At 69.9% G+C, this 20,948-nt stretch carries 21 protein-coding genes; 10 read left to right on the forward strand and 11 right to left on the reverse strand.

Going from position 1 to position 20,948, the window contains the following annotated elements; translation table 11 throughout:
• Window positions 1–35: 35 nt before the first annotated feature.
• Genes pstC through pstB form a run of 3 tightly spaced genes read left to right on the forward strand, consistent with a single transcriptional unit; the run spans window position 36 to window position 2,924 of the window.
• The gene (gene pstC / locus ACSMXR_RS16800) at window positions 36–1,028 is read left to right on the forward strand and encodes a phosphate ABC transporter permease subunit PstC (protein WP_137235554.1); all 993 of its coding nucleotides are present in this window, start codon (window positions 36–38) and stop codon (window positions 1,026–1,028) included.
• Entirely contained in the window at window positions 1,025–2,107 is a 1,083-nt protein-coding gene (gene pstA, locus ACSMXR_RS16805; protein WP_137235553.1) for a phosphate ABC transporter permease PstA, read from the forward strand. The genes pstC and pstA overlap by 4 nt, the downstream gene beginning before the upstream one ends.
• Before the next feature lie 40 nt (window positions 2,108–2,147).
• On the forward strand, window positions 2,148–2,924 hold the full coding sequence (pstB, locus tag ACSMXR_RS16810) for a phosphate ABC transporter ATP-binding protein PstB (protein ID WP_137235552.1): 777 nt from the start codon (window positions 2,148–2,150) through the stop codon (window positions 2,922–2,924).
• Between the two features lie 149 nt (window positions 2,925–3,073).
• Here pstB and ACSMXR_RS16815 read toward each other — a convergent pair whose 3' ends face one another.
• On the reverse strand, window positions 3,074–4,072 hold the full coding sequence (locus ACSMXR_RS16815) for an inorganic phosphate transporter (RefSeq protein ID WP_030625556.1): 999 nt from the start codon (window positions 4,070–4,072) through the stop codon (window positions 3,074–3,076).
• 5 nt (window positions 4,073–4,077) lie between these two features.
• Window positions 4,078–4,698 (reverse strand): DUF47 domain-containing protein, encoded by a 621-nt coding sequence (locus ACSMXR_RS16820; RefSeq protein ID WP_003968094.1) that lies wholly within the window; start codon window positions 4,696–4,698, stop codon window positions 4,078–4,080.
• A gap of 233 nt (window positions 4,699–4,931) precedes the next feature.
• Between ACSMXR_RS16820 and ACSMXR_RS16825 the strand changes: the two genes are divergently transcribed.
• On the forward strand, window positions 4,932–5,315 hold the full coding sequence (locus ACSMXR_RS16825) for a metal-sensitive transcriptional regulator (protein WP_030088765.1): 384 nt from the start codon (window positions 4,932–4,934) through the stop codon (window positions 5,313–5,315).
• A 46-nt stretch (window positions 5,316–5,361) separates the two neighbouring features.
• Here ACSMXR_RS16825 and ACSMXR_RS16830 read toward each other — a convergent pair whose 3' ends face one another.
• On the reverse strand, window positions 5,362–5,565 hold the full coding sequence (locus tag ACSMXR_RS16830) for a hypothetical protein (RefSeq protein WP_030088763.1): 204 nt from the start codon (window positions 5,563–5,565) through the stop codon (window positions 5,362–5,364).
• 188 nt (window positions 5,566–5,753) lie between these two features.
• Complete coding sequence (locus ACSMXR_RS16835) at window positions 5,754–6,635, reverse strand: SCO4651 family lipoprotein (protein WP_137235551.1); 882 nt, start codon at window positions 6,633–6,635, stop codon at window positions 5,754–5,756.
• Window positions 6,636–6,748: 113 nt separating this feature from the next.
• On the opposite strand from ACSMXR_RS16835, the gene ACSMXR_RS16840 reads away from it, so the two are divergent.
• Complete coding sequence (locus tag ACSMXR_RS16840) at window positions 6,749–6,997, forward strand: hypothetical protein (RefSeq protein WP_359148051.1); 249 nt, start codon at window positions 6,749–6,751, stop codon at window positions 6,995–6,997.
• 107 nt (window positions 6,998–7,104) lie between these two features.
• Here ACSMXR_RS16840 and ACSMXR_RS16845 read toward each other — a convergent pair whose 3' ends face one another.
• The 7 genes from ACSMXR_RS16845 to ACSMXR_RS16875 form a co-directional block, all read right to left on the reverse strand.
• A complete protein-coding gene (locus tag ACSMXR_RS16845) occupies window positions 7,105–7,836 on the reverse strand; it encodes a phosphatase PAP2 family protein (protein WP_218525819.1) in 732 nt (243 codons plus the stop codon).
• Between the two features lie 394 nt (window positions 7,837–8,230).
• Window positions 8,231–9,226 carry a C40 family peptidase gene (locus ACSMXR_RS16850; protein WP_381797354.1) on the reverse strand — a complete coding sequence of 332 codons (996 nt, stop codon included), beginning with the start codon at window positions 9,224–9,226 and terminating at the stop codon, window positions 8,231–8,233.
• A 151-nt stretch (window positions 9,227–9,377) separates the two neighbouring features.
• Complete coding sequence (locus ACSMXR_RS16855) at window positions 9,378–9,968, reverse strand: hypothetical protein (RefSeq protein ID WP_473172235.1); 591 nt, start codon at window positions 9,966–9,968, stop codon at window positions 9,378–9,380.
• Complete coding sequence (locus ACSMXR_RS16860) at window positions 9,965–12,361, reverse strand: alpha/beta hydrolase (RefSeq protein WP_473172236.1); 2,397 nt, start codon at window positions 12,359–12,361, stop codon at window positions 9,965–9,967. Before ACSMXR_RS16860 ends, ACSMXR_RS16855 begins: the two co-directional genes overlap by 4 nt.
• Window positions 12,362–12,594: 233 nt before the next feature.
• Window positions 12,595–13,074: a hypothetical protein gene (locus ACSMXR_RS16865; RefSeq protein ID WP_473172237.1), complete on the reverse strand. Its 480-nt coding sequence runs from the start codon at window positions 13,072–13,074 to the stop codon at window positions 12,595–12,597.
• An 80-nt stretch (window positions 13,075–13,154) separates the two neighbouring features.
• On the reverse strand, window positions 13,155–14,969 hold the full coding sequence (locus tag ACSMXR_RS16870) for an alpha/beta hydrolase (protein ID WP_473172238.1): 1,815 nt from the start codon (window positions 14,967–14,969) through the stop codon (window positions 13,155–13,157).
• Complete coding sequence (locus tag ACSMXR_RS16875) at window positions 14,966–15,391, reverse strand: hypothetical protein (protein WP_240806123.1); 426 nt, start codon at window positions 15,389–15,391, stop codon at window positions 14,966–14,968. The genes ACSMXR_RS16870 and ACSMXR_RS16875 overlap by 4 nt, the downstream gene beginning before the upstream one ends.
• 356 nt (window positions 15,392–15,747) lie before the next feature.
• On the opposite strand from ACSMXR_RS16875, the gene ACSMXR_RS16880 reads away from it, so the two are divergent.
• From ACSMXR_RS16880 to ACSMXR_RS16900, 5 genes are all read left to right on the forward strand, one after another.
• Entirely contained in the window at window positions 15,748–16,293 is a 546-nt protein-coding gene (locus tag ACSMXR_RS16880) for a hypothetical protein (RefSeq protein ID WP_473172239.1), read from the forward strand.
• Window positions 16,294–16,626: 333 nt separating this feature from the next.
• Complete coding sequence (locus tag ACSMXR_RS16885) at window positions 16,627–16,935, forward strand: hypothetical protein (RefSeq protein ID WP_003968086.1); 309 nt, start codon at window positions 16,627–16,629, stop codon at window positions 16,933–16,935.
• 181 nt (window positions 16,936–17,116) lie between these two features.
• Complete coding sequence (locus tag ACSMXR_RS16890) at window positions 17,117–17,986, forward strand: DUF8175 domain-containg protein (protein ID WP_364891404.1); 870 nt, start codon at window positions 17,117–17,119, stop codon at window positions 17,984–17,986.
• Window positions 17,976–19,352: a hypothetical protein gene (locus ACSMXR_RS16895; protein ID WP_473172240.1), complete on the forward strand. Its 1,377-nt coding sequence runs from the start codon at window positions 17,976–17,978 to the stop codon at window positions 19,350–19,352. Before ACSMXR_RS16890 ends, ACSMXR_RS16895 begins: the two co-directional genes overlap by 11 nt.
• The gene (locus ACSMXR_RS16900) at window positions 19,349–20,899 is read left to right on the forward strand and encodes an SCO6880 family protein (RefSeq protein ID WP_137235540.1); all 1,551 of its coding nucleotides are present in this window, start codon (window positions 19,349–19,351) and stop codon (window positions 20,897–20,899) included. Before ACSMXR_RS16895 ends, ACSMXR_RS16900 begins: the two co-directional genes overlap by 4 nt.
• Window positions 20,900–20,948: the final 49 nt, after the last annotated feature.

Below are 20,948 nucleotides of genomic sequence, written 5' to 3' on the forward strand. Positions count from 1 at the left end.
GAGCGCACCGCTCCCCCACACAGACCGGAAAGACCATGGCTTCCACCACACCGATAGACACGCCACCGGCGCCGCCGGTCCCGCGGCCCGGCTCCCGGCCCACCGGGCGCCTGGGCGACAAGATCTTCCTGGGCCTCTCCCGCGGCTCGGGCATCCTGCTGCTCGTGATCATGGCGTCGATCGCCGTGTTCCTCAGCTACCGCTCCGTCATCGCCATCTCGAAGGACGAGGGCAACTTCCTCACCACCTTCGACTGGAACCCGGCCGGTGACCCGCCGGTCTTCGGCATCGCGGTCCTGCTCTTCGGCACCGTCGTCAGCTCGATCATCGCGATGATCATCGCGGTTCCGATCGCTGTCGGCATCGCCCTGTTCATCTCGCACTACGCGCCGCGCAAGCTGGCCGCCCCCATCGCGTACGTGGTGGACCTGCTGGCCGCCGTACCGAGCATCGTCTACGGCATCTGGGGCGCCCTCGTCCTGGTGCCGTATCTGGAGGGCCTGAACCTCTGGCTCGACCAGTTCTTCGGATGGACGTACATCTTCGAGAAGACCGAGGTCGGCGTCGCCCGCTCGCTCTTCACCGTCGGCATCCTGCTCGCGATCATGATCCTGCCGATCGTGACCAGCGTCAGCCGCGAGGTCTTCCTCCAGGTCCCGAAGATGAACGAGGAAGCGGCGCTCGCGCTGGGCGCCACCCGCTGGGAGGTCATCCGCCTCTCGGTGCTGCCCTTCGGCCGCTCCGGCATCATCTCCGCCTCGATGCTCGGCCTCGGCCGCGCGCTCGGCGAGACGATGGCCGTCGCCACGGTCCTCTCCCCGAACTTCCTCATCTCGCTGCACCTGCTCAACCCGGGCGGCGGGACGTTCGCCCAGAACATCGCGGCCAAGTTCGGCGAGGCCGACGCGTTCGGGCGGGACGCCCTGATCGCCTCCGGCCTCGTCCTCTTCGTCCTCACCCTGCTGGTCAACGGCGCGGCCCGGCTCATCATCGCCCGCCGCAAGGAGTACTCGGGGGCCAACGCATGAGCCACGCACCCACCGGCGTCATCGAGCGCCCGACGCCCTCGTCGCCCACCCCGAAGAGCAGCCTCGGCAGCCGCTCCCTGCCCCGCCTCGCGCCGCTCGGCTTCGCCGCCGTCTCGATCGCGCTCGGCATCGGCATCCCGCTGGCCGCCGGCTGGCACAGCCGCATCCAGTGGGGCCTGCTCTCCGCCCTGTTCTTCCTGATCATCTCGTACGTCGCCACGACGGTCGTCGAGAACCAGCGGCAGGCCAGGGACCGCCTCGCCACCAGCGTGATGTGGGTCTGCTTCCTGATCGCCGTCGTCCCGCTGGCCTCCCTGCTGTGGACGACGATCGTCCGCGGCTCCGAGCGGCTGGACGGCTACTTCCTCACCCACTCGATGGCCGGAGTGCTCGGCTCCGAGGCCACCGGCGGCGTCTACCACGCGCTGATCGGCACCCTGGAGCAGGTCGGCATCGCCACGGTGGTCTCCGCCCCGATCGGTCTGCTGACCGCCGTGTACCTCGTCGAGTACGGCAAGGGCTCGCTGGCCAAGGCCGTCACGTTCTTCGTCGACGTGATGACCGGCATCCCGTCCATCGTGGCCGGTCTCTTCATCCTGTCGATCATGCTGATCGCGGAGCTGGAGCCGTCCGGTCTGATGGGCGCGCTGGCCCTGACCATCCTGATGGTCCCCGTGGTGGTCCGCTCCACCGAGGAGATGCTCAAGCTCGTGCCCAACGAGCTCCGCGAGGCCTCCCTCGCCCTCGGCATCCCGAAGTGGCGCACGATCCTGAAGGTGGTCCTGCCCACCGCGATCGGCGGCATCACCACCGGCGTCATGCTCGCCATCGCCCGGATCGCCGGTGAGACCGCGCCGATCATCCTGCTGGTCTTCGGCAGCCAGCTGATCAACACGAACCCCTTCGAAGGCGCCCAGTCCTCGCTGCCCTTCTACATCTACGAGCAGTACAAGATCGGCGAGGCCGCCTCGTACGACCGCGCCTGGGCGGCAGCCCTGGTACTGATCGCCTTCGTCATGATCCTCAACCTCGTGGCCCGCGGCATCGCCCGCTGGAAGGCCCCGAAGACCGGTCGCTGACGCGGCCATCAGCGACCTCCCGAAAGAAGCAGTGATTTCCATGGCCAAGCGCATCGACATCAGCGGCCTCACCGCCTACTACGGCAGCCACAAGGCCATCGAGGACATCTCGATGACCGTGGAGCCCCGCTCCGTGACCGCCTTCATCGGCCCGTCCGGCTGCGGCAAGTCCACCTTCCTGCGCACCCTGAACCGGATGCACGAGGTCACCCCCGGCGGCCGCGTCGAGGGCAAGGTGCTGCTGGACGACGAGAACCTCTACGCCTCCAACGTCGACCCGGTCACCGTGCGCCGCACGGTCGGCATGGTCTTCCAGCGCCCCAACCCCTTCCCCACCATGTCGATCTTCGACAACGTGGCGGCGGGCCTGCGGCTCAACGGCAGCTACCGCAAGAGCGAGCTGAACGACGTCGTGGAGAAGTCCCTGCGCGGCGCGAACCTCTGGAACGAGGTCAAGGACCGGCTGAACAAGCCCGGCTCCGGCCTCTCCGGCGGACAGCAGCAGCGCCTGTGCATCGCCCGCGCCATCGCGGTCGAGCCGGACGTGCTGCTGATGGACGAGCCGTGCTCGGCGCTGGACCCGATCTCGACCCTCGCCATCGAGGACCTGATCGGCGAGCTGAAGGAGCGCTTCACGATCGTCATCGTGACGCACAACATGCAGCAGGCGGCCCGCGTCTCGGACCGCACCGCGTTCTTCAACCTCGCGGCGGTCGGCAAGCCCGGCCGGCTCATCGAGATAGACGAGACGGAGCGGATCTTCTCCAACCCGTCGGTCCAGGCCACGGAGGACTACATCTCCGGCCGCTTCGGCTGAGCCGCCCGGCTCCACGCCCCCGATACGGCCTTGCGGTGCTGCATGGCGGTGCCACCACAAGGCGAAAGGGTCCGCCCCCGTTCTCGTACCGAGAACGGGGGCGGACCCACACGTGTAACCAACCGACCGGGCTTCCGCTCGGCCCGGGCTCAGCCGAAGAGCAGCAGAACCGCTCCGTAGCTCAGCGCGGCGACCAGCGCCGCGGCCGGCATGGTGATGAACCAGCCCAGGATGATGTTCTTCGCGACGCCCCAGCGCACCGCGTTCACCCGCTTGGTGGCGCCGACGCCCATGATCGCGGAGGTGATGACATGCGTCGTCGAGATCGGGGCGTGGAACAGGAACGCCGACCCGAACATGATCGAGGCGCCGGTCGTCTCCGCCGCGAAGCCCTGCGGCGGGTCCAGCTCGATGATCTTGCGGCCGAGGGTCCGCATGATGCGCCAGCCACCCGCGTACGTACCCAGCGAGAGCATCACGGCACAGGCGATCTTGACCCAGACCGGGATCTCGTCGTTGGGGCCCTCGACATCGGCGATGACCAGGGCCATCACCACGATGCCCATCGTCTTCTGCGCGTCCTGGAGGCCGTGGCCGAGCGCCATGCCCGCCGCCGAGACCGTCTGCGCGATCCGGAAGCCGCGCTTGGCCTTGTGCGGGTTGGCGTTCCGGAACATCCACATGATGCCGACCATCACCAGATAGCCGACGATCAGGCCGACGAACGGCGAGAGGAACATCGGGATGACGATCTTCTCCAGCACGCCGGACCAGATGACGTCCGTCCCGCCGGCCAGCGCCGCCCCGACCATGCCGCCGAACAGGGCGTGCGAGGACGAGGACGGGAGGCCGTAGTACCAGGTGATGAGGTTCCAGATGATCGCGCCGACCAGCGCCGCGAACAGGATCCCCATCCCCTTCTGCCCCACGGGGGTGGCGATGAGGCCTTCGCTGACGGTCTTGGCGACCCCCTGGCCCAGGAAGGCGCCGGCGAGGTTCATCACCGCCGCCATCGCCAGAGCCGCACGCGGGGTCAGCGCCCGGGTGGAGACCGAGGTGGCGATGGCGTTCGCCGAGTCGTGGAAGCCGTTCGTATACGTGAAGCCGAGCGCGACGCCGATGGTCACGATCAGCGCAAAGGTGTCCACGAGGTTCAGGACTCCTTGACCGCGATGGTCTCCACGGTGTTCGCGACGTGCTCGAACGCGTCAGCCGCCTCTTCCAGCACATCCACGATCTGCTTGAGCTTGAGCACCTCCATGGCGTCGTACTTGCCGTTGAAGAGGTGGGCCAGCAGCTTGCGGTGGATCTGGTCGGCCTGGTTCTCCAGACGGTTGACCTCGATCCAGTACTCGGTGAGGTTGTCCATGGTCCGCAGCCCCGGCATGGCCTCGGCGGTCAGTTCCGCCGCCCGGGCCAGCACCTCGATCTGCTGCTCGACGCCCTTGGGGAGCTCCTGGACCTGGTAGAGGACGACCAGGTCGACGGCCTCCTCCATGAAGTCCATGATGTCGTCGAGCGAGGACGCCAGGTTGTAGATGTCCTCGCGGTCGAACGGCGTGATGAAGGAGGAGTTCAGCTGGTGGAAGATCGCGTGGGTGGCATCGTCCCCCGCGTGCTCCGCTGCCCGCATACGCTCCGCGATCTCGACTCGGGAGGCAGAATCCGCCCCGAGCAGTTCCATCAGGAGTTTCGAGCCCGTGACAATGTTGTCCGCAGACGCGGAGAACATGTCGTAGAAGCTCGTCTCCCTGGGGGTCAGACGAAAGCGCACGTGGGGTCCTCGGGATGCTTTGGATTCGGTCAGGCTGATGCTAGGCGCATCATCCGGCCACGGCTAACCGGCGTTCTTCAGTGTCGCCCATCGGACAAGGCGATCAGCACGGACCCCCGGTCACGTTTCGGCAGGATTCGTTACGATATACCCGGCAGGGGTATAAGAACCGCACAGTGCGGCGTTGCACAGGGCACATCACCGGGCACATCGAGGACAGCGGGAGGACGCGGATGACCACGACCGGGACCACAGGAGCGGAATCGGCGGGCGTGGCGGCCCCCGGCACGGAGGCGGCGGCCCCGGTGGAGATCGTCACCGACCACGACCGCGGCATCCACGGTTACCACCACCAGAAGGACGAGCACCTCAAACGGCTGCGCCGGATCGAGGGCCAGATCCGCGGCCTCCAGCGCATGGTGGACGAGGACGTCTACTGCATCGACATACTCACCCAGGTGTCGGCGTCCACCAAGGCGCTGCAGTCCTTCGCCCTCCAGCTGCTGGAGGAGCACCTGCGCCACTGCGTCGCCGACGCGGCCGTCAAGGGCGGCGAGGAGATCGACGCGAAGGTCGAGGAGGCCACGAAGGCCATCGCCCGCCTGCTCCGTACCTGAGGGCGCGGCCCCGTGGGCGGCGGCGGTACGGGCGGGCGCACGGGTTTCACCCCCGGCGAGCGGCCTGTCGGGGGACCGTCGCCCAGGACTCCGCGCCCCGGACGTCGAGCACTTCGTCGATACGGTCGGGGCTGAGGCGTTCCTCACCCGCGGCCGATGCGGCGATCATCAGCTCGCCGCAGAGCTCGATCTCGGCGAGAGCCACAGAGTCCTGTGCGTTCGGAGCACTGAGCGTCACCACCTGCGTCACCTCTCTCCGCCGTCTCCCGGCCGTCGCCGGCCTCCGGCACACCGACTCCCCAGCCTAGGGAGCGCGACACCTGCCGCGCATGGCACGGACGGACCATTTGAGCCCCCTCCCAACCGGCCCCACCGCCCGGCCCGTCCCGGCGGGCGCCCCTTACCCGGGGGTCACGGCCGGCCGCCGCCCCGGCACCCTCAGCCCTGCCGGATCTCGCCGGTGTAGATGGCGTCCTCGTCCGGCAGCGTCACCGTGACCGGCAGCCCGAACCCGTACAGCAGCAGCGTCGAGACCACCGACACCTCCGGGGCCCGGGAGTCGGCGGAGAAGGTGAACCGGTGCCGGACCTTCCGCAGCCGCCCCTCCTCGTCGAGGTAGGCGTCGAACGGCACGGCGTCCTTGCTGAACCCTTTCGCCGCCGCGCTCAGCGCCCCGCGCGACTGCGGTGACGCGGCCCGGGCCGCCCGGCCGAGGTCCGCGACCCCCCGGTAGTGATGCACCGTCACCCCGGCCAGCTCGGACGTGCCCGCGTACGTCACGTCGTCGGCCCCGCGCAGCAGTTCGGCGGCGGCCATCGGGTCGGTGACCCCGCCGGTGAGGAGGTTGCCGTCCTTCAGCGTGGTCGTGTCGATCCTGACCCATTTGTCGTCGGGCACCCCGGCGCCGCGGTTCTTCATGTACAGCGCCCCGGGGGCCAGCAGCTCGGTGATCGGCCGGTGGTCGTCCGCGCCCGCCGCGTCCTTGCCCGCCGCGTCCTGGGGCAGCACCACCTTGAGCCGCCCCATCTGCGTACGGAAGTCGTACGTGCCCTGCCCCCGGATCGTCACCCGTGTCCCGCCGGCCGCCGTCTCCATCGACGTACGGGTCTCCGCGCCGCCCGCCTCGACCAGGACGTCCGCCGCCTGTCCGAGCGCGTCGAGCGGGCGGCCGGCGGCCACGGAGCGCTGCCCGGAACCGTCGCCGGAGCCGCTGTCCGCCTCCCCGCCCACGCACCCGGCGGTGACCGCGATCACCCCGGCCACGGCGAGGGCGCGGGCAGCGCGGGCCCCGCCTCCGTCCCTGTACTGCTGCACCACCATCGCCTGCCAACCCCCAACGACTACCGCCCGGCCGAGCCCTCACCCGCCTCGCATAACGACCGCCGCCGCCCCCCGTCACGCCACCGGGGCGCCGCGGCCAGTACCGTGGACGGGTGCATGAGGATCCCCCCGCCGCGGCCCGCACCACCGCCGCCCCGCGCACCCCCGTCCGGACCTCCCCCGCCCTCCCGGAACCGATGCCGGAGGCTCCCCCTCCCGGCCCGCCGGCCGGGCACAGCGCCACGACGATCGAACGCGGCTCGTTCTGCCTGGCCCGCTGCACCTGCGGCTGGTGGGGACCGGCCCGCAGATCCCGGGACCGGGCCCGTACCGACGCCGCCGAGCACCTCGCCACCCCCTGACCCACGCCCGCCCCCTGTACAGCAAGAACCCCCGGGCGCCGGAAGCACCTGGGGGTTCGCGCTGTACAGGGGGCGGGCGGTCCGGGTGGCCCGGAAGTCCGGGGGCGTCAGGCGGCGAGGTCCTTCTCGCCCGGGTCGCCCCGCCCGGTGCCGGGCCGCGGCTCGGGAATGCCCCGCGCCCCGCCCTGCTCGTCCGCGGCCACGACGTCCGCGTTCTTCGACCGGACGAACCAGCCGACGCGCGGTGAGCGGGCGATCGCCGCCATCAGCGGGGTCAGCAGCGCCATGGCGAGCGGGGCCAGCAGCAGGGCGACGGCCGTGCCGAGGGCGAACCCGCCGATCACATCGGTCGGATAGTGGACGCCCATGTAGACCCGGCTGAACCCGGCGAAGAGCGCGAGGCCGATCGCGACGAAGCCGAACTTCCGGTTCGCCACGAAGATGCCGACGGCGATGCCCATCGCCAGCGTGGAGTGGTCGCTGACGAACGAGAAGTCCGTCTTGCCGTGGATCAGGACCTCAAGGCCGTCGTGGTCGTTGAACGGACGCGGCCGCTCCACGAAGCCCCGGATCGGGACGTTGATGAGGATCGCGATGGCGGCGGCGAGCGGCGCCCAGACGATGGCGGCGGCAGCCGTCACCGAGTCCTCGGCCGTCCCGCGCTTGCGCATGCTCCACCAGCACCACAGTCCCACCAGGACCAGGCCGAACATGATCCCGTACTCGCCGACGAACTCCATGACCCGGTCGAACCAGGTCGGAGCGGCCTTCGCGAGCCCGTTGATGTCGTAGAGCAGACTGACGTCCGGGTTCGACCCGTCGAGTTCGAGTCCAGCCATCTGCTGCGGCCCCTTGCCTTGTCTGCTTCATCTGCCGCGACGCGCGTCCTTGCCCGCCGCCCTGGTCGAACCCCCGTGTCGGTGCGATCCGTTTCCGTACTGCACCGCACCGCATCGCATCGCCGTGCCGCGTACCGCCTCACTGCGGTACTGCCTCACCGCGGTACTGCCTTCTGCGACGCGTGGTCAGTGCGCATGCCGTTCCCGTACCCCGTCCAGGGAACGGCCCGGCCGTCGTGTGCGTTCCGCTCTCCACCGAATGATCACCATGACGTTATCGAAGAGTGATGGGTCGTCGCAGCTCAGGGCCCAGGCTTCACGGAGAGTTCCGACCGCGGCCGACTGCCCGTCAGCACCCGCCACCGCTCCGGAAGCCCCGCGCGGGAGACATCCGTCACCCCGTGGGCAGATCCGTCGGCAGGGCCGCGGCGCCGTCCTTGGTGACCCGTGTCGCACCGAAGTAGTCCGGCGTATCGATCTTGTCGAACCGGATGACCGCCCCGGTGAACGGCGCATTGATCATATAGCCGCCGCCGACGTACAACCCGACGTGCCGGATCGCGCGCGAGTTGGTCAGGTCGTCGGAGAAGAACACCAGATCCCCCGGGAGCAGCTCGTCCCGCGAGGGATGCGGCCCCGCGTTGTACTGGTCGTTGGCAACGCGCGGCAGCTCGATGCCCACCGTCCGGTACGCGGCCTGGGTCAGCCCGGAACAGTCGAACCGCCCCTGCTGCTCGGGCGTACCGTTGCCGCCCCACAGATACGGCGTGCCGAGCTTCTTCTGGGCGAAGTAGATGGCCCCGGCGGCCTGCTGGGAGGGCGCGACCCGGCCGACCGGCCGGGCGAAGCTCTTCTCCAGCGAGCGGATGATCTTGACGTAGTTCTGCGTCTCTTTATAGGGCGGCACACCGCCGTACTTGATGACGGCGTAGGCGCCGGCGTTGTACGCGGCGAGCATGTTGCTCGTCGGATCGCCCGGGACCTTCTTCACATACCCGGCGAGCTCGCAGTCGTACGAGGCGGCCGAGGGGATCGCGTCGGCGGGGTCCCACACGTCCCGCTTGCCGTCGCCGTTGCCGTCGATGCCGTGCGTGGCCCAGGTGCCGGGGATGAACTGGGCGATGCCCTGCGCGGCGGCAGGGCTCTGCGCGCTCGGGTTCCAGCCGCTCTCCTGGTACAACTGCGCGGCCAGCAGAGCCGGGTTGATGGCGGGACAGAGGTTGCCCCACTTCTGCACCAGCGGCTGGAAGCGCGCCGGGACCGCCCCCTTGGCCAGCGCGACGGCACCGCCGCCCCCCGGCCCGGCGAGCCCGGCGGCGGCCGAGTACGTACCGACGACGAGCAGGGCCAGGAAACACATGACCATGCCGACGCCGATGCCACCGAACACCCAGAATTTCCGCACCCCTCAACCATCCCCCATCGGGGCGCGCTTCAGAGGTGTTTTCGACGGTGTGTACGAGTCATCCGCGGCACACCACCGGCGCACCCGAAGCACACGGGGGCGCCGACGGCTCACCACTCACAGCCCTGACGCGGCCTCAGCCGTCCTGACCGCCCTTCCCCGACCAGAAGTCGGAGCGGACGTTGGGCCGGGGCAGCGGATAGACGTCCTTGTACGCGGGCCCGTTCGGCTCGGCGGTCGGGTCGGCGACCTTCGACTCCTTCACGCACGGGCTGTCGGCCTCGAAGAAGGCCTGCCCCTTCCCGCGGAACGAGACGCTGACACCGAAACCCTTCTTCGTGACCGCGTAGACCGCCGGGAACTTCTCGTCCTTGTTGACCGCCTTGATCCGGTAGTCGTTCTTCCGCCAGAACGTCTCCGCCCGGTCCAGGAAGGTCTGCCGGCGGTCGGCGGAGACGACGGTCATGACGACCCGCCGACGGGTCACCCCGCAGGACCGGGTGGTGGTCGGCCCGTGGGCCCACTGCACATCGGGGTCGATGCCCTTCAGGACGGCGTCCAGCATCGCGTCGGACCGCTCGGCGGCCTCCTGCATATCCATCCGGCTCTCCTTCCCGCTCTCTTCCCCGCTGCCGCCCGTCCCGCTCTCGCTGCCGCACCCGGACACCGCGACCCCCACGGCCAGGACCACCGCGACGAGGGGCAGGGCCCGCTTCGCTCGCCTCACTTCGGTTCCTCCATCTTGAGCCGGTCGGCGTTGCCCGACACGATCAGGGCGATGCTGTCCGCGGACACGGCGTCGCGTTCCGGACTGAAGTAGTTCGAGTGCGAGTCCAGGCTGATGCCGCTGCCGCTGACGAGCGGAGGACCGTCGGCCACCGGGAAGCGCCGGGCCCCGAACGCCTTGCTCGCCGGATCCTTCCCGAACCACAGGTCGTCGTCACCCGGATCGGCCAGATCACCGGCGAGATACGCCCCGCCCGGCCCTCCCAGGGCCAGCCCGATCCCGCCCACCACGACCTGGGTCTTGGAGGGCAGCTTGGTCACCGGGTCATTGGCGGCGGCCCCCACGAAGACATGCTCGCTGCCGACGCCGAGGTCCACGGCGTGGTCGACGCCGACCCCCGGACTGCCGACCAGGATGATGTCGTCGACCCCGGGAATCCCGCCGGGCTTGGCCGCCGCGGCGCCCACGGTGCGGGAACCGTAGGAGTGCCCGATGGCCGTGAGGTGCGGATCCTTGTTCTGGTTGGTGACGGAGATGCCGTCCATGAAGCCGCGGTAGGCCTCCCCGCCCTTCTCGGCGCGCCCCGTGCCCATGACGGCGAAGTAGCCCGCCACCCCGTCCTTGTCCGGCAGCTGCGGCGCGTCGTACCCGAGCCAGACGATGGACGCCGTGGACTCGTCGTACCCCTGCGCCCCGATCGCGGTGTCCCGGGCCCGCCCGAGGTCGTTCTTGGCGAACTCCTCGTCGAGCGAGGTGTTGAGCCCCGGCACGTAGGCCGACACATGCTGGGACGCGTCCGGATTCCCGAAGGAGACGATGGCCCTCCCGTTGCCCTCGTCCCCGATCCCGATGAGATACATGGGCGGCTTCCCGTTCTCGTTCAACTGCCGCTCGATCTCCCGCAGTCCGGCCAGCTGGTCGCGGGCCTTGTCGGTGTCGACCCCCTCCAGCTTGTCGATCAGCGCCGGAAGATTACGGCGGTTGGCGGCGTCGCGCGCGAGGACCGGGATGCCGTCGAGGTTGCCGATCCGCTCCGGGACCAGCTCGATGTACCGCTCCCGCTCCTCCGGCGAGAGCCCGTCCCACCAGGCCTTGCGCTCGGCGGGCGAGGCGTTCTGCGGGATCCGCTCGCTCAGGTGCGCGCGCTCGGCGTCCCGCACCTCGGCGTCGACCCGCGTCCCGGACCCGGGTATCGCCAGCCCGGCGCCGGCACCGCCGACGGCCTTGTTCCAGTCCCAGGCCGCACCGATGTAGTCGCCCCGCGCCCACTTCTCCCCCGCGCCACGGGTGTCGCGCCCCCACTGGTCGACGATGCGCCGCCCACTGTCGCCCGGCCGCAGAACGGCGTCGACGACCCCTTGGACGTCACCCCCCAGCCCGTCCCCGAGAAACCCACCGAGGAACCCGCCGCCGTTGGGCCCCGCGGGTCTACCCGCGTTGACCGGCACGATGACGTCGCCCGGGGGGAAGGTGTCGCCGCCTTGGGGGGACGGGGATGAGGTGTTGCCCTGGGGGCGGGTGGTGTCGCCGGGGGCGCCGTCGGAGCCGCCGCTTCCGGAGGTACTGCCGGTGGACCCGGACGTACCGCCGGTGGACCCGGTGGTACCGGTGGTCGCGGCCCCTCCGGTGTCACCGCTGGTACCGGTGTCACCGCTGGTACCGGTGCTGCCGGTACCACCGGTGAGGCTGGACTCACCGCCACCGTCTCCGACACCAGAGGCATCACCGCCACCACTACCGCCGGCGCTACCGCTCCCACTACTACCGCCACTACCGCTGCCGTCGGCGCTCCCGCCACCGGCCACGAGGTCATGCCCCGGCGCCGGGCACGAACTGCCGGTCAGTTCGCAGATCGCGCTACGGATCTCCGCGGTGAGCTGCCTGCCGGTTCCGGTGGCCATCAGCCCGCCGACGAGAGCGACCACCACCAGGACGAGGCCCAGGTACTCCAACGCGGTCTGCCCGCCGTCGCGGCGCAGCTTCATCATCCGGGCGAAGCTGAACAGCCGTTGCTCGGCCCGCTGCTCCAGCTCACTCCGGAACCATCGGCGGCTCTCCGGCCGGCACAGCAGCACGATGACGGCCCCCGGTATCACCAGGCGCGCGACACCTTGGACCCCGGACCCGCCGCTCAGCTCGGCGAGGGCGCCGAGGACGATCCAGGCCTGCACGGCGAGGAGCCCGTACCAGACCCGGACACCGCCATGACGGACGTACAGCGACAGCACGAAGGCGCCGACACCGGGTAACGACGCGTAGAGCAGCAGCCCGAGGAGGTACCCGTCGACGGCGTCCACCGAGGACGCCGTCGAGAGAGCCCGGATCGCGCCCACCAGGGTGGCGACGAAGAGAACGTGAAGGAGGATCAGGACCGCCTGCAACGGCCGGGGCATCAACCTCCCGCCCGAGCCCGCCACGGCAGCGCTTACATCGACGCCGACAGGAACCGCGCTTCTTCGTATGCCGGACAAGAGCAGTCCCCTACCTCGTGAGTGGGCGGAACGGGCGACAGGTCAGTCACTCCGCGTATGCGACCACACGGGCAGGGGACACGACATGGGCCCCAGGACCCAATGGCGGGCTCAAAATCCTTACGAGCCCACCGAGTTGAGCCACCTTGACCCGATCACGACCTGCTGGCCGCCGCCGCACCGGGGGGCTCCGCCGACCAGAAGTCGGAGTGGATGTTGGGGCGGGGGATGAACTCCATGCCTTCGTACAGGGGTGCCGTCGCCTTGCTGGTGGAGTCCGCCACTTCGGACTCACGAACACATGGCGTATCGACCTGGAAGAACGCTTGCCCCTTGCCGCCAATGCGAAGACTGACGCGGAACCCGTCGGCGGTGCGTGCATAGATAGCGGGGAACTCCACACTGTTGTTCACCGTGGTCATGCGATACCCACTCTTACGCCAGAACCGGTCGACGACACCGAGGAAGTTCCCCCTTCGCTCGGCAGAGATTTCGGTCATGACGACACGCCTTCGCGTCACATCGCACATTCCGACCGAAGTGAATCCGTGAGTCCATCGCAGCTCTGGGCGAATCTCCTGAAGCACCGCGTCAAGAATCTCGTCAGATCGCACAGCCGCAGCTTGCATATCCATAGCATCACCCTTCCCGGAGGCACACCCGGTCGATGCCAGGCCGAGGAGTGCCGCTGAAATCAGAGCCCGCGCAAGCAGCGTCACCGCGCTTGCTCCGGTTTGATCATGTGTCCGCGCCCTGCGGTGACCAAAGCGATACTGCCGGCGGAGGAGGAGTCCAGCTCCGGATCGAAGTACTGTGAGTGCGCATCGATGGAAAGACCCCCTGGGCCGACCAATGGCGGCCCTGCGTCCGCGCCAAAGCGTCGCCCGCCGAACTCTTCGCTCGCCGGGTCTCTTCCGAACCACAACCCGTCGTCGCCTCTGTTCGCCAAATCCACAGCCAGCGAACCTGCCGGTCCGAGCGCATGCCCAAGCCCGGAGATCACTCCGTGCCCCTTCGACGGGAGCTTGGTGACCACGTCGTTCTCAGCTGCCCCCACGTAGACGTGGTCGCTCCCCACCCGCAGGTCCTTCGCGTGATCCACACCCAGGCCCGGACTACCGACCAGGACAATGTCCGTCACGCCGGGGATGCCGTCGCCCTGTTGGGTTGCCGCTCCGACGGTTCGGGACCCATAGGAGTGCCCAATAGCCGTCAGGTGAGGATCATCGTGATCATTCGAGGCCACCATTCCTGCCATGAAGCCGTTAAACGCACGACCACCGGTCTCCGCCCGCGCGGTTCCGGCAACAGCCAAACTACTCAAGCCGTCCGGGCTCTGCGGCGCGTCATATCCCAGCCAGGTGATCACCGCACTCGCGTGGTCGATTTCCCGCGCTGCGGCAGCCGTGTCACGCGCCCGCTTCAGATCCCCCTGCGCAAACTCCTCATCCAACGACGTATTCAGCCCCGGCACATAAGCCGCCACATTCCGCGAGGTATCCGGATTCCCGTAAGAAACGATCGCCCGGCCGTTCCCCTGATCGCCGATCCCGAGCAAATACATCGGCGGCTCCCCCGGCTTCGGCACCGCCCGCAGCTGCCGGTCGATCTCCCGCAACGCCGCAAGCTTCGTCGCCGATTCGTCGTCGTCCCGCCCCTCCAGCTTCCCCATCAACAGCTGAAGGTTGTCCCGGTTCGCCGCGTCCCGGACCAGGGCAGGAATCCCGTCCAGGTTTCCGATCCGGTCCGGGTACACCGCGAGGTACTCCTCGCGCTGTTCGTCCGTCAGACCGGCCCACCACTCCTTGCGCTCGGCGGGACTCGCGTCGTGCGGGATCGCGTCCTTCAGGTAGTTCTGCGCCGCCTGCCGCACCGCCGCCGCATCGGCCGCGGCGTCCGTCCACGTCGCGGCCGGAACGGCCAACCCCTCATGCGCCTTCAGCGACCGCAGGATCCTGGCGTACCGCCAGTCCGCATCGGCCGCCGTCCGCACCGCCCGCGCCACGCGGTCCGCGATGTCCTGGGCCTTGCCCGCGTTCGGGTTGGGCGCGACGAGCCCCGAGGGGGTGACCATGCCCGGGTTCGGAACCCCGGACGCCGTCCCGCCCGCCAGCGGCTTCCCGTCGACCAGGCCCTCGCCCGCCGCCGGATACGTCACCGAACCGTCCGCGTGCACCGTGAACTTCAGCGCCTCCGCATCGTCCAGCGCCCCCTGCAACACCCGCTGCTGGGCCTTGATCTCATGGGCCAGGCTGTTCAGCGCGGTCCGCAGCAGCCCGCACTCGGTATAGATGTACTGGAAGTTCACCCCCAGCCGGCGCAGCCGCCCCTCGGCCGCCCCCACCGCCTCCCCCTTCTGCGTATCGCGCAGCCCGGGCAGCATCCGGCCCTCGATACGGTCCCGGGCCGCGTCGGCACGGTTGCTCACCCGGCCCCAGCCGTCCGCGGCCTCCTCCAGCTCGGCGCACTTCACGTCACGTAACGCGGACCAGGTCAGCGCGGAACCCGCCCCGCCGCTCCGTCCGCTCACCGGGCGCCGCCACCGCTCTGCGCCTTCACCCTGTCGAAGTCGTTTCTCACCCCCTCGTTCGTCCGTGTCTGCGCCTGGACGACTCCTCGCAGACTCCCGGCGAGGCTCCCGCACTCGCGGCGCGCCGCCTCGATCCGGCGCTCCCACGAGGCCCGCACGGTGCTCAGCTCGGCCACGGCGGACAGCGCTCCGGCCCCGGCGATCAAGCCTTGGTGCGCCGCCGCCAGTTCGCTCTTCACCGGGCCGAGGTGCGTGACCAGCTGGTCGGCCCCACCGGCGGCCCGCTGCCACGGACCGCCGCTGTGCAGGAGATCCCCGTCTCCGGCCGCCCCCACCGAAGCCGCAGATCCGACCGGCGCCCCCAGCCGCTCCCAGCCGTCGTTCGGCTGCCCGACCACGGTTACTCCGCCCACACCGCTCACCCCGTTCACACCGTTCTCCTGATCGTGGAGCGGCACTGTGCCAAATCCGCGGTGCGCGACATGCCGCCCGTCAACGCGCAGGCGCCCCGGCTCCGTACCCACCCGGCCCCGTGATTCCCGGCCGGGCGAAGCGGGGCCGCCGATCCCGCGGAGCCCTGCGGTTCACCCGAACGAAGGGGAGCCGAGCGTGAGGACAGAGAACAGACAAGGCACAGCCCCTCAGCCACAGGTACACCACTGCCGTGCGCTCCTCCGCCGCGCGGCGGAGGCCCGGCCCCCGGCCTCGTACCGCAGAACAGCGCACGCCGGATCAGAAGCTGACGCCACGCCACACCCCCCGGACCACGATGGAACGTATGACGCGATCCCGACAGGAACGCCCCACCGACGGCACCGACCACACCACCCCCACCCCTCCCCCGCCCGCACCCCCCTGGGCGGTCCGCTGTGCGCAGCTGATCACGCTGATCGTGCTGCCGACCGGACTGTGGCGGCTGGCGATGGTCTTCGGGTTCCCGTCCGGGTACACCGCGGCGGGCTTCGTACCGTTCGACACCCCGGGCGCCAAGCTGTGGATGCTGACGCTGAGCGTCGTCTGCGAGCTGCTCGCCCTGCTGTCCCTCGGCCTGGTGCGGCCGTGGGGCGAAACGGTGCCCCGCTGGATACCTCTTGTCGGCGGCCGTCCCGTCCGCCCCCTGGCCGCCGTCGTACCGGCCGCCGCCGGGGCCCTCGCGCTGACGGCGATCTGGGCCGCCATGCCGCTGTGGTGGACGTACCCCCACACGGACATGACCCCCACCGGCCGGCTCCTGGTCGGTGTCATCTACCAGCCGCTCGTCCTCTGGGGTCCGCTCCTCGGGGCCGTCACCGTCTCCTACTACCGCCGCACCAGGCCGGCCTGACGAAACATCGAACATGGTGCCGACCGGCGCACCGACGGCTCTCGAACGGCGCATACGAACACGCCGTGCCCCGCGAACGCTGCGACCGCATCAGAACCCATGGCCACCGTCGTTGCTCCTGGTCACACCCCGTGATACACAGAGTAACCAGGCATATGCATGGGGAGCCAGGACGAGCCGCAGGTCAGGGCGGCCGCCCCGGTCAAACGTGCGAGATCCGGGTAAAGAGACCCGGGAAGGCGTCGTGCGAGCGCGGTTTCATCAGCGAAGATAGAAGGCGACCCGTGCCGCACGGCACGGGCAGCGAACTACCCAACAGGGGCGGTGACTTACATGATCCTGGCAGCAGAGAAGGGCGACATCACCACCATCATCGGCGGAATCGCTCCGGACTGGGGGCCGTTCGGGACGCTGGGCAACGAGGCGCGCATCATGATCGAGGTGGTGATGGCCATCGCCATCCTGCTCTGCCTCGGCATCGCGATCTGGGGCGCGGCGAAGCAGCGCATCGGAGCGACGGCACTGCGCGACACGTTCAGCGCCGAGCAGGGCAAGGGCCTGATCGTGGCGGGGCTGACCGGAGTCTTCATCATCGGCTCCTTGGGCACCCTGTTCACCATCGTGTACGGAATGGCCGTCTGACCCACCGCCGGCCACACCCGTCCGGGCCGTCCCAGCCCGCTCCCCACCATCCGCCCGTCGTGCCCACCGGCTGAGGTTGCGTTTCCCTGATGTCGAGTCACCACACCGCGCTCAAGCGGCAACCAGCACAGCTACCGTCGTCCTGCGCGGATCTGCACACGACCGAGGGAGCGAACGCGGCATGAGTCCCGGTGACGAGCACGATTACCGCGGCAAGGACCAGGGGAGCCGCTCGGACGACCCGTACAGCACCCTCGGCGGCACCCGTCAGACCCGTACCCGTCTCCCCGACGGCGACCCGGGCCACCCCCACGCGCGCCGCCCCGTCCGCAACTCCCGCTCGCTCGTGACGATCACCGCCGTCGTGGTCCTCCTCGTCGCCGCCATCGCCATCGCGAACCGCGGCGGCGGCAGCGACGACGCCGCGTCCCCGGGCGCCAAGAGCCGTGGAACCGCGGGCAGCACCCCCACGGCACCCACCGGCACCAAGCCCGTCCAGGGCAAGAACGGCACGATCGCCTCCGGCTTCGCCCACGACGAGCAGGGGGCGCAGAGCGCGGCGGCGAACTACGCGGTAGCGCTGGGGTCGGCGGAGATGTTCACGAAGGAAAGCCGCGACCGGATCCTCGACACCGTCTACTCGCCTGCCGCGGCGGACAAGATCAGAGCGCCCCAGGACCAGGCCTACTCGACCGAGTTCCTCGCACACCTCGGTCTCGACCCCGAGGGCAACGCCCCGGAGGGCAGCACCTTCATCTCTCGGACCGTTCCCGTGGGCACGAAGGTCCTGGCGTTCGAAGGCGACACCGCAAAGGTAGCTGTCTGGTACACGGGTCTCGTCGGCATGTCCGGACAGGACTCCACCAAGCCGGTGAGCACCACCTGGAAGACGTGGACGGCTCAGTTGTCGTGGTCGGGCGGTGACTGGAAAGTGACCGCCGCATCCGAGAGCGACGGCCCGGCGCCCGTCCCCGGCGATGTCGCCGCTTCCAAGTCCGACGTGATCAGCAAGGCCGTCGAGGAGTACGGAGGCTTCACTTATGCCAGGTAGCCCCAAGTACCGCTTCCGTTCGGTGGTCACCGCGCTGATCGGACTGCACGCAGCCGCTCTGGCGTTCGCCGGACGCGCGGCCGCCGAACCGACCCCGACTCCTACCCCGACGCCGTCACCGAGCAGCAACGAGGACTGCAGCCTTCTGTTCGGTGAGGTGAAGAAGTACTGCGAGGAGGGCGACGGCGCCGGGGCGTCCGACGGCGTGCCGGGTTCTCCCGACGCTTCGGAATCCCTCGACCCCCTCTCCTCCCTGGCCCGAGGCTGCGCCGACGCCGCCTCCTGGATCGTCGGCAAGCTCAGCGAGGCCGTCGAGTCCACGGCCAACGTCGACTTCACCAACCCCAAGTTCCTCCAGCAGTACGCCGTCATCTTCGCGGCCTCCACCGTCCTCACCCTGGTCCTCTGGCTCCTCGCCGTGGCCAAGCGCGCCATCCGCGGCGTCCCCCTCACCACCGCGATCTCCGAGGCCGTCGGCTTCCTCTGGCTCACCGTCCTCGCCTCGGCCTTCACCCCGCTGATCCTCTACACGATCGTCTCCGCCACCGACGGCGTCACCGAGGTCATCTCCTCCGCCACCGGCGGCCAGACCGACGTCTTCTTCGGCTCGTTCGCCGAGGCCCTCAAGAAGGGCGAGGACATCGGCGGCGGACCGATCATGCTGATCGTCGTCTCGCTCGTCTCGATCCTCGCCGCCGGCATCCTGTGGCTGGAGCTCGTGATCCGCGCCGCCCTGCTCTACGTCGGCGCGCTCCTCGGCATCGTCGTCTACGCCGGCCTCGTCGACAAGAACATGTGGGGCCACGTCCGCCGCTGGGCCGGCATCATGATCGCGGTGATCATGGTCAAGCCGGTCATCGTCATCGTCCTCGGCCTCGCCGGAGCACTCTCCGCGGGCGACGGCCCCGACGCCTTCTCCGCCGTCGTCTCCGGCCTCTCCATCATCCTGCTCGCCATCTTCGCCTCCGCCATGATCTACCGCTTCGTCCCCGGCTTCGGCGACGAGATCCAGGGCGCCCGCACCAACCGCAAGCAGGCCACCGACGGCGCCCAGGCCGCCGCCCTGATCAGCTCCCCGGCCGCCCTCGTCTCCCAGGGCATCAAGACCCACAGCGGCCGCAACGACCAGAACAGCGGCGGAGGCGGAGGCGCCCGCCCCGCCAACCCGGCCAGCGGCGGCGTCGCCGCCCACAGCTCCCGTACCTCCGGCGGAGGCGGAGGCGGCGGATCCGTCCCCTCCGCCGCACCCTCCCCCCGCAGCGGGTCCGCACCCACCTCCGGGACCCCCCACAGCGGCCGCTCCCCCCGAGGCGGAGGCGGCTTCGGCACCACAGGTAACTCGAGCACAGGAGGTGGCGGGCGTTGACGACCCAGTCCCACACGATGGCGCCCCGCCGCACGTATCTCATCGGCCGCGCCCGGCCGAACGCGATCGTCGGCAAGAACCGCGAGACCGGCGAGATCGCCCTGATCATCGTCGGCGCGTTCCTCGGCATGATGAGCGGACTCCTCGTCCCGGTCCTCTCCCTGCGCATCGTCTGCCTCGTGGGCTTCCCCATGCTGGCCCTCGCCATCGTGTACGTCCCGTACAAGGGCCGGACCTTCTACAAGTGGTTCGAGATCAACCGCAGCTTCAAGCGCTCCCTGCGCCGCGGCACCGCCTACCGCTCCGGCGCCATGGAAGCGGGCGTCAGCGCCGACGGCCGTGAGGTCGAGATCGGCCCGCCCCCCGGCATCGGCCGGATCAGCTGGCTCGCCGCCCCCTTCGGCCCCGACGAGATCGCCGTACTCCTCCACGCCGACCGGCGCACCGTCACCGCCGCCATCGAGATCGAGGGCCCCGGCGTCGGCCTCCGCGACAGCGAGGACCAGGAAGCGCTCGTCGACCGCTTCGGCACCCTCCTCAAGCACGTGGCCAACGGCGACGGCTTCGTCACCCGCCTCCAGATGCTCGCCCGTACCCTCCCCGCCGACCCCGACGCCCACGCCAAGGACGTCGCCCAGCGCGGCGACAAGACGGCCCCCGGCTGGCTCCAGGACTCCTACGACCAGCTCCAGTCCATGGTCTCCACCTCCAGCGAGCAGCACCGCGCCTACCTCGTCGCCTGCATGCACTACAGCCGCGAACTGGCCGCCGAGGCCAACGCCATGGCCCGCGCCGCCCGCCCCCACGGCGGCCGCAAGCTCGACCGCGACGCCGGCCTCGCCGTCGTCATGGCCCGCGAGCTCACCGACATCTGCGCCCGCCTCGCCGAGGCCGACATCCGCGTCCGCCAGCCGCTCGGCCAGAGCCGCCTGGCCTCCCTCGTGCACTCCATGTACGACCCCGACCACCCCATCGACCACATCCAGGCCATGACCAAGCGCAACGCCTGGCCCGCCGAACTGGACGCCGTCGAGCCCACGTTCCTCCAGGCCAAGACCCGCGAGTCCACCACCCGCGCCCCCTGGTGCCACGCCACCGCCTGGGTGAAGGAATGGCCGATGACCCCCGTCGGCGTCAACTTCCTCGCCCCGCTCCTCGTCCACACCCCCGACGTCATCCGTACGGTCGCCGTCTGCATGGACCTCGAACCCACCGAGGTCGCCATCGAACGCATGCTGACCGAGAAGACCAACGACGACGCCGAGGCCAGCCGCCAGGCCAAGATGAACCGCACGGTCGACCCCCGCGACATCGCCGCCCACGGCCGGCTCGACCAGCGGGGTGAAGATCTCGCCAGCGGCGCGGCCGGAGTGAACCTGGTGGGGTACATCACGGTGTCGTCCCGTTCACCCGAGGCACTCGCCCGCGACAAGCGCACGATCCGCGCCTCGGCCGGCAAGTCGTACCTCAAGCTGGAATGGTGCGACCGCGAGCACCACCGGGCCTTCGTGAACACGCTCCCGTTCGCCACCGGCATCCGCCGCTGACACCGGCACCACCCGCAAGATCAACACAGCCACCCGCGACAAGAGAGGG

This window comes from Streptomyces sp. DSM 106670 (genome assembly GCF_055792845.1).

What these genes read in the sequence shown, in the direction of transcription:
- ACSMXR_RS16825 (WP_030088765.1), top strand. Translation starts at nt 4,932, where the DNA reads ATGACCACGACCGGGACCACAGGAGCGGAATCGGCGGGCGTGGCGGCC.
- ACSMXR_RS16890 (WP_364891404.1), top strand. Translation starts at nt 17,117, where the DNA reads ATGAGTCCCGGTGACGAGCACGATTACCGCGGCAAGGACCAGGGGAGC.
- ACSMXR_RS16860 (WP_473172236.1), bottom strand. Translation starts at nt 12,361, where the DNA reads ATGCCCCGGCCGTTGCAGGCGGTCCTGATCCTCCTTCACGTTCTCTTC.
- ACSMXR_RS16865 (WP_473172237.1), bottom strand. Translation starts at nt 13,074, where the DNA reads ATGGATATGCAAGCTGCGGCTGTGCGATCTGACGAGATTCTTGACGCG.
- ACSMXR_RS16880 (WP_473172239.1), top strand. Translation starts at nt 15,748, where the DNA reads ATGACGCGATCCCGACAGGAACGCCCCACCGACGGCACCGACCACACC.
- pstA (WP_137235553.1), top strand. Translation starts at nt 1,025, where the DNA reads ATGAGCCACGCACCCACCGGCGTCATCGAGCGCCCGACGCCCTCGTCG.
- pstC (WP_137235554.1), top strand. Translation starts at nt 36, where the DNA reads ATGGCTTCCACCACACCGATAGACACGCCACCGGCGCCGCCGGTCCCG.
- ACSMXR_RS16895 (WP_473172240.1), top strand. Translation starts at nt 17,976, where the DNA reads ATGCCAGGTAGCCCCAAGTACCGCTTCCGTTCGGTGGTCACCGCGCTG.
- ACSMXR_RS16835 (WP_137235551.1), bottom strand. Translation starts at nt 6,635, where the DNA reads ATGGTGGTGCAGCAGTACAGGGACGGAGGCGGGGCCCGCGCTGCCCGC.
- ACSMXR_RS16845 (WP_218525819.1), bottom strand. Translation starts at nt 7,836, where the DNA reads ATGGCTGGACTCGAACTCGACGGGTCGAACCCGGACGTCAGTCTGCTC.
- pstB (WP_137235552.1), top strand. Translation starts at nt 2,148, where the DNA reads ATGGCCAAGCGCATCGACATCAGCGGCCTCACCGCCTACTACGGCAGC.
- ACSMXR_RS16885 (WP_003968086.1), top strand. Translation starts at nt 16,627, where the DNA reads ATGATCCTGGCAGCAGAGAAGGGCGACATCACCACCATCATCGGCGGA.